Origin of the sequence: Paeniglutamicibacter sp. MACA_103 (genome assembly GCF_045798555.1) — a bacterium.
GTDB lineage: Bacteria > Actinomycetota > Actinomycetes > Actinomycetales > Micrococcaceae > Paeniglutamicibacter.
Map to the genome: position 1 here is coordinate 1 of NZ_JBIXLN010000084.1, position 7,074 is coordinate 7,074.

Annotated in this window: 5 protein-coding genes and 5 pseudogenes; 6 read left to right on the top strand and 4 right to left on the bottom strand. The window is 63.4% G+C overall.

The window, feature by feature from the left end; genetic code table 11:
• Positions 1-48 precede the first annotated feature (48 nt).
• Both ACIPVK_RS21330 and ACIPVK_RS21335 read left to right on the top strand, forming a co-directional pair.
• On the top strand, positions 49-741 hold the full coding sequence (locus ACIPVK_RS21330) for a GntR family transcriptional regulator (RefSeq protein ID WP_407613994.1): 693 nt from the start codon (positions 49-51) through the stop codon (positions 739-741).
• A 93-nt stretch (positions 742-834) separates the two neighbouring features.
• Positions 835-2,229: an MmgE/PrpD family protein gene (locus ACIPVK_RS21335; RefSeq protein WP_407613995.1), complete on the top strand. Its 1,395-nt coding sequence runs from the start codon at positions 835-837 to the stop codon at positions 2,227-2,229.
• Positions 2,230-2,637: 408 nt separating this feature from the next.
• Here ACIPVK_RS21335 and ACIPVK_RS21340 read toward each other — a convergent pair.
• A pseudogene (locus ACIPVK_RS21340) lies at positions 2,638-3,042 on the bottom strand (DUF932 domain-containing protein); the annotation flags it as partial.
• Positions 3,043-3,107: 65 nt separating this feature from the next.
• Positions 3,108-3,287 (bottom strand): annotated as a pseudogene (locus tag ACIPVK_RS21345) (IS256 family transposase); the annotation flags it as partial.
• Between the two features lie 158 nt (positions 3,288-3,445).
• On the opposite strand from ACIPVK_RS21345, the pseudogene ACIPVK_RS21350 reads away from it, so the two are divergent.
• The 4 genes and pseudogenes from ACIPVK_RS21350 to ACIPVK_RS21365 all read left to right on the top strand — a co-directional run.
• Positions 3,446-3,553: pseudogene (locus ACIPVK_RS21350) on the top strand (integrase core domain-containing protein); the annotation flags it as partial.
• Positions 3,554-3,771: 218 nt separating this feature from the next.
• A pseudogene (locus tag ACIPVK_RS21355) lies at positions 3,772-4,410 on the top strand (transposase); the annotation flags it as partial.
• Between the two features lie 13 nt (positions 4,411-4,423).
• Positions 4,424-4,646: pseudogene (locus ACIPVK_RS21360) on the top strand (IS3 family transposase); the annotation flags it as partial.
• A gap of 32 nt (positions 4,647-4,678) precedes the next feature.
• Entirely contained in the window at positions 4,679-5,062 is a 384-nt protein-coding gene (locus ACIPVK_RS21365; protein ID WP_407613996.1) for a GntR family transcriptional regulator, read from the top strand.
• Between the two features lie 208 nt (positions 5,063-5,270).
• On the opposite strand, the gene ACIPVK_RS21370 is transcribed toward ACIPVK_RS21365, so the two are convergent.
• Together ACIPVK_RS21370 and ACIPVK_RS21375 are read right to left on the bottom strand one after the other, a co-directional pair.
• Positions 5,271-6,482 (bottom strand): thiolase family protein, encoded by a 1,212-nt coding sequence (locus tag ACIPVK_RS21370; protein WP_407613997.1) that lies wholly within the window; start codon positions 6,480-6,482, stop codon positions 5,271-5,273.
• Positions 6,483-6,545: 63 nt separating this feature from the next.
• Positions 6,546-7,074, bottom strand: a 529-nt coding sequence (locus tag ACIPVK_RS21375) for a 3-hydroxyacyl-CoA dehydrogenase family protein (protein WP_407613998.1), incomplete at its 5' end; no start/stop codon positions are given.

The following is a 7,074-nucleotide window of genomic DNA, read 5'->3' on the forward strand; positions in this document are numbered from 1 at the left end:
CCCCCCCCCCGACGATCGTATCCAGCTCGTTTGAACGGAGACCCGCCCATGTCACCTCGACGCCCCAGCGCGCCACGGCAGCAGTTCAGCGAACGCGCCGCGGCCTATGTGCGGGCCATGGTGATCTCCGGGGAGATGCCGCCGGGCAGCCAGGTGCGCGTCGAACAGGTCGCCGAGGCGCTGGACATCTCCACGACCCCCGCCCGCGAGGCCCTGCAGCTGCTGCGCGTGGAAGGCTTCCTCAAGGCCGTCCAGAACAAGGGGTTCATGGTCGCCCCGCTGAGGGGCAAGGACATCCGGGACCTGTTCCGCGTCCAGGGACTGCTGGCCGGGGAACTGGCGGCCCGCGCCTCGCAGAACGCCACCCGGGCCGACCTGGCCGAACTCGAGGCCCTGCACCTGGAACTCATGGCCGCGGCCGCGCGGAACAACAACGAACTGCTCGAGGAAAAGAACCACGACTTCCACCGGCAGATCAACAAGCTGGCCGATGCGGAAAAAATGCTCTGGGTGCTGGGACTGACCACCCGCTACGTTCCGCGGATGTTCTACGCCTCGATTCCCGGCTGGCCGGAAACCACCATGGAAGACCACGGGGAGATCTTGGCGGCCATGAAGGACTCGGACCCCGAGCGTGCCCGCAAGACCATGGAGGAACACCTGCGCCATGCCGGCGAGAAGCTGGCCGACTACTTCGATGCGCGGCTCGTCCACGAAGCGGCGGCCGGCTCTGCGTTCTAGCCAGCCGTAAAATTGCGTTCCGTATGAATCTTGTCCCCGCCTTTGGTCAACATATTACACAAGCCAACTACTGGCCCAATTTCAGGAGATCCGATGCATAGTGAAAGCTTGGCCCGCCAGCTGGCCCGCCATGCCTGCGCCCCACACACACCCACCAAGGAAGTCTCGGAGTGGATGCGTCTCCTCCTGCTGGACTACCTCGCCATCACCATCGGGGGGATTGAGCGTGACTCGGCCGTGGCCGTGCGTTCCTCGGTCTCTCTCTCCCCGGAGCGCACGGAAGACAAGCCGGCGCTGGTTCACGGCACGGGAATGTATGCCTCCGCACAGGAGGCGGCGCTGCTCAACGGCGCCACCTCGCACGGCCTCGAGCTGGACGACACATTCGAGGAGGCCTCACTACATCCTGCCGTCGTCATCTTCCCGGCCGTGCTGGCGGTAGCAGACGAAGGAGGTCACTTGGCCAACGAAGTGCTGCACGCAGCGACGGTCGGCTACGACGTCATGTGCGAGGCCGGAGTCCTGATCGGCGCCGCCGAGAGCTACGGCCGCGGCTTCCACCCGACCGGCGTCGCAGGGGTTATCGGCGCCGCTGCCGCCGTGGCCACGCTGCTGCGGCTGACCGAGGATCAGACCACCCACGCGGTCGCACTTGCCGCGAACCTGGCGGCGGGAAGCTTGGAGTTCCTGTCCGACGGATCCTGGACAAAGCGCCTCAATGCCGGGCACGCCTCGGCCAGCGGCATCCGCGCGGCGCGCTTGGCCCAGTCCGGATTCACGGCGCCGGAACATGCGATCGAGGGCCGCGACGGGTTCCTGAACCAGTACGGCAAGGGCCTGGTCGCTGGCCGTTCACTGAACCTGGAGTACGGCAAGTCCGCGCTGGCTACGAGCATTAAGTTCTACCCCTGCTGCCGCTACATGCACGGGAACATCGATTTGTTGCGCGAGATCCGCCGGGAACACCCGGGGCTGGGCCTTGAGGACATCGACGTCATCGAGACCGCGGTGCTGAAGGCTGGCGCCACGCTCATTTCCGATCCGCCGGAGCGGAAGCTAATCGTAAATACCCCGGTGGACGCCCAGTTCAATATGCCGTTCGGTGCCGCCGTTGCCCTGGCAACCGGCGAGGCTACCGTGGCGCAGTTCGAGGACGCCCCGCGCGTCGCGAATGACTTGGGCGAATGGCTGGGGAAGGTCGTCTGCTACACCAGCGACCGTCTTGAGGCCGCATTCCCTGCCAGCTGGCAGGCCGAGGTTCGGGTGAAGCTCAAGGACGGTACCGTCATCGAGCGCTTCGAGGATGCATTTCGAGGGTCCCCCTCGGATCGCGCCACGCGAGATCAGCTGGTGGACAAAGCCGCCGGGTTGGTCGGTTCCGACGCCGCGCGGGCTCTGGACAGCTCCATCGCCGAACTCGACGGGTCCGCGCCCCTGGCCGGTCAACTGGCCCGTGCCGCTATGGTGGAGCCTGTCCGAGCAAATTAGTATTACAGTCACGCTTGATTCCGATATTGTCGGCGGTTTAATCGAATTTAATCGAATTTCGGCGCCAAAACCTGTTAATCATGACGGATGAGCAATGATATTTGGGTGGCGGAATACAGGAATGGGCCCAGGGCCTTGAAGAAATCAGGGATCTGATCGGGGACGAGTTTGCGCGCACCGAACCGCGGAACAACGCGATCAGCTATATCCGTGGCCTACTCTCGGACGAGGAGGGGAAGAACTCCTGGGCCCTGGCCGAACGGGCCGGACGCGGCGTCGGCTCTCGACCACCGACTGGGATCCAGGCACGGTGCGCGATGCCTTGTTCGCCTACGTAAAAAGCACTTGGGTGACTAGAAAGGGATCCTGGCGATCGACGAAACCGGCTTCTTTAAGAAGGGAACGGCCTCAGCCGGGGTGGCCCGTGGCAAGGGTGTCCAGATATGCGGTGGCTAGGGTGAAGGCGCGTTCTTTGAGGTTGGTGTTGTTTTTGCTGAGGCTGGAGAGTGCGCGGGCGGTTTCTGGGTCGTTGGTCCATTGGGTGCGTTGGGCTGGTGTGTAGTGGTCGATGTATTCGGTGACGGCTTGGTAGCCGGCCCATTGAGTGCCGCGGATTTCGTGGTTGGCTTGTGCGTCGATGAAGAGCATGTCGAGGGTGAGTGTCTTTTCGCGGTGGTTGGTGTGTACGCGGTCGCTGGCGTTTTTTGCCGGTGCGGGGAATAGGTGGTCGATGTGCCGGTGGAAGTGGGTGTCGGTCATCGTTTCTTGGATCATGCGTTCGGCGGCCTGCTGGGGCCTGTCAAGTTGTCTGTGTAAGTGACCTAGTCAGGTGGTGTTTCTAACTTCATTCATTTAGCCCTTAAGGCGAAAATTTGGTTTTAGTCCAGGTGCCCCTCCAGCCGTTCGGGGTAGGCCAGCATGAGGTGTTGCAGAGCCTGGTTCCAGCCGTTGGTCTTGGCTCCCTGGACGAGGTGGCCTCCGGTGGTCTCGCGTGCGGTGGTGCGGGTCTTGGCGCGCTCCATGGCGCGCTTGTCCTCGATGTTGCAGATCGCCAGCCACCATCAACCACCGAAATCCGCACGGCAGGTTCAAGCCGACTCCGATGGAGCACCGGAACAGACCACATCAACGTTCTCCTGCGGACGCGTACGCACGTGTCCCACTTGGGAAAACAAGGTGAAAATTCAAATTTCCCCAGATAAGAATTCGGGATAACTCAGAGAGCCTTTTCAAGACCATGAAATACGGGCCGACGTTCCCCGAGCGCTTCGCCTCTTTGGGTGATGCGCGGGCCTTCATCAGCGGCTTCGTGGATTGGTATAACCTGTGAGACTTGTTTTAGCTGGTCTGGGACTGGCTGGCAGGATAGTTACCGGCCGTTCCACACGTAGACGTGACTCTTGGTACAACTGACCCTCAGGGTGTCTTTCTGTTGACTTGTCCGTCCACGGCCAATAACGGCCACCAACCAAGTCCATCACAAGAGGAAAAGCACGGTGACCGCTCTGTCTATCGTCTCGCATTGCCACCCATTTGTCGTGGGTGACCAAGGGTCGTACCCGTTCGACCAATGCCTTGAACGCCTTGGTGCGAAGCAACGACCTCGGTGTTGATGCCCGCAGGAGGCTCACCCCGGTGCAGATCGAAGAGATCTCCCGGTGGCGTGAACGTGAGGAAGAACTGGCCCTGGGTATCGGTCGTGCCGAGGCGGTCCGTCTCGCCAAGCACGTTCTGGACCTCGAAGAGCAGCTGAAGTCCAACGAGCAGAAGTTGGACGAGCTGGTCAAGGTCAGCGAGGCAGCGCCGCTTCTCGATGAGAAGGGTTTCCGGGCGGTGGCCGCGGCAAAGTGTTTGGTGGCGTGGTCCCACGAGGGACGGGTCCATAGCGAGGCTGCCTTTGCGTGCCTGGCCGGAGTGAATCCCATCCCCGCATCGTCGGGAAACACGGTGAGGCATCGGCTGAACCGGGGCGGCGACAGGAGGCTCAAGAGCGCCTTGCACATGGCTGCGATCACCAGAATGACATATGACTCAGAAACCTGCGACTATGTCGAGAAACGTCGGGCCGAGGGTAAGACCGACAAGGAGATCCGACGTTGCGTCAAGCGCTATCTGGCTCGTCGTGTGTTCAGAATCCTGGCTGCCTCGGCTCAGGCAAAAAGGGTTCAGGAAACGGCTTGACAAGATATAGAAGAGTCATCATCACCAGCACTCCGGTATCGGGTTCCATACCCCCCGCCAACGTGCACTACGGCTTCTCCGACGGGGTGGCACAGAAACGCTCCAATACGCTGAGCGCGGCCAGGGCCAAACACCCCCACCGTTTCGGCACTGCCAGCGATCCCAAGATCCTGGCACTGCCCGGGCCGGCATGGATCAACAAACCAACAGAAACCGCCGAAAAGACGGCAGCCTAACCGCTGACTAACTCACCTTGGTACCGCTTGACTTGAAAAATTCCGCCCGGCAGGCCCTCGGGAACCACACACGGCAACAGCTCGTCCGGTTACGTGCCCTCGTCGATGAGTACGAAGCTCTCGACCCCAACGAGGCTGAGGAGCTCTTCCGCCTCGGTCTCGCCTTCCACTCGACCCTGATCGAACCGTGCCCCAACGAGTATCTGCGCAACATGCTCCATGGCATTTGGGTACACCCGCTCCAGCACCGGATCAGCACCACCTACTTCTTCGGCCCCGACCACCAGGCGAAGGTTATCGGTGACCACCGGAGAATCCTTGAGGCCCTGGCCAACGGCGACCCCGCTGCCCTGGAGAGCGGGTTGCGCTGCTGTAACGGCGGTCCCCACCTGCAACAGGCGACCGGCGCCGCATAGCGCTGAGTCCCCGAGGTTTCCGATGGCCGACCTGAAAGATGTCGAATGACCATCGGATTCCTAGTGGGAAGTGTCGCGCTGGGAGGATCGGCGATTGAGACGCGGGGAGAAGGGATATCCGTGTGTCAAAGGCGTGGAAGATTTTCTGGGTGATATGGGGGTATACACGATCAGCGCAGAATCAACCGCTTCCTCACTCAATCGATTCTCAGACGCGTTCCAGGAGCATCGAGGTTCCCTGGCCCACCCCGACACACATGGTGGCCAGGCCGCGGTTGGCGTTTTCGCGTTCCATTCGGCCCAGCAGGGTCACCACCAGGCGCGACCCGCTCGAGCCCAGCGGGTGGCCCAGCGCGATGGCGCCGCCGTCGTTGTTGACGATGCCCGCATCGAGCTTCAGTTCCCGCATCACGGCCAGCGACTGCGAGGCGAAGGCCTCGTTGAGCTCGACCGCACCCAGGTCCCCGATGCCCCAGCCGGCCCGATCCAGCACCTTCAAGGTGGAGGGGACCGGGCCCATGCCCATGGTTTCCGGGGCCATTCCGGCCGAGGCACCGTCGACGATGCGGGCGCGCGGAACCAGCCCGTATTTCTTCACCGCGGCCTCGGAGGCGATGACGATTGCGGAGGAGCCGTCGTTCAGGGTGCTGGAGTTTCCGGCGGTGACCACGCCGCCGGGCTTGATGATGGGCCGCAGCCCGGCGAGCACCTCGGCGGTGGTGCCGGCACGCGGTCCCTCGTCGGTGTCCACCACGGTCTCGCACTTGCGCCCGCGGATGCTCACCGGCACGATCTCCTCGGTGAGCCGGCCCGCGGCGATGGCAGCGAGCGCACGATCGTGGGAGGCCACGGCGAACGCGTCGGCGTCCTCACGGCTGATGCCGTAGGCCTCCGCAACCTCCTCGGCGGTTTGCGGCATGGAGTAGGTCATCTTGCCATTGCGGGAGAGGTCCCCGGTGGTGAAGCGGTCGTTGGCGAAGCGCCAGCCAATGGAGGTGTCAAAGATGCCGCCGGGCTTCGAGAAGGCCTTCGTCGGCTTTTCCTGGACCCAGGGCGCCCGGCTCATGGACTCGACGCCGCCGGCGACGACGATGTCCGCGGCACCGGCCTTGATCATGTGGCTGGCCATGATGATGGCGCTAAGCCCGGAGGCGCACAGCCGGTTCACCGTGATGCCCGGGACGCCATCGCCGTAGCCGGCCAGCAGCCAACCCATGCGGGCGACGTTCCGGTTTTCCTCGCCGGCGCCGTTGGCGTTGCCGAGGACAACCTCGTCCACCGTATCCGGGTCGATGCCGGCGCGTTCCACCGCGGCCTTGATGGCGATGGCTGCCAGGTCGTCGGGGCGCACGGAGGACAGCGCACCGCCGTAGCGGCCGACCGGGGTGCGGGCTCCGCCAATGAGAAATGCCTGGGGCATGGTGTTTTTCCTTTGCGTCGGTGTCGTGCGTTGGGGCTACCGGCAGGTGGTGCCGGGAGGGGACTACTTCTTGGTGCCGGCGCCGTCGTAGTCGTACCAGCCCGAGCCGGTCTTCTTGCCGAAGCGGCCGGCCTCGTAGAGCGCCTTCACGTCGGGGTGCGGCAGGTCGGATTCGTCTCCGGTCTCCTCGAAGGTGGCCATGCGGATCAGGTAGCTGACATCCAGGCCCACCAGGTCCATGAGCTCGAACGGGCCCATGGGGTGGCCCAGCGCGGTCTTGGCGGTGGTGTCGATGTCGGCGATGCTGGCGATGCCGGCCTCCTGCAGACGCAGCGCCTCGTCCCGCAGCGCACCCATCAGGCGGTTGGCCACGAATCCGGGGATCTCCTTGTTGACCAGCACCGGGGACTTGCCCATGGAACGGGCCAGTTCCATGGTGGCGTCAATGGTTTCCTGGCTGGTGTCCTCGTGGCGGACCACCTCGACGCACTTCATGACCAGCGCCGGGTTGAAGAAGTGCATGTTGCAGACCTGTTTTGGTCGGTTGGTCGCCGAGGCAACCTTGGAGGAGCCCAGCGTGGAGGAATTGGTG

What these genes read in the sequence shown, in the direction of transcription:
- ACIPVK_RS21330 (WP_407613994.1), top strand. Translation starts at nt 49, where the DNA reads ATGTCACCTCGACGCCCCAGCGCGCCACGGCAGCAGTTCAGCGAACGC.
- ACIPVK_RS21335 (WP_407613995.1), top strand. Translation starts at nt 835, where the DNA reads ATGCATAGTGAAAGCTTGGCCCGCCAGCTGGCCCGCCATGCCTGCGCC.
- ACIPVK_RS21370 (WP_407613997.1), bottom strand. Translation starts at nt 6,482, where the DNA reads ATGCCCCAGGCATTTCTCATTGGCGGAGCCCGCACCCCGGTCGGCCGC.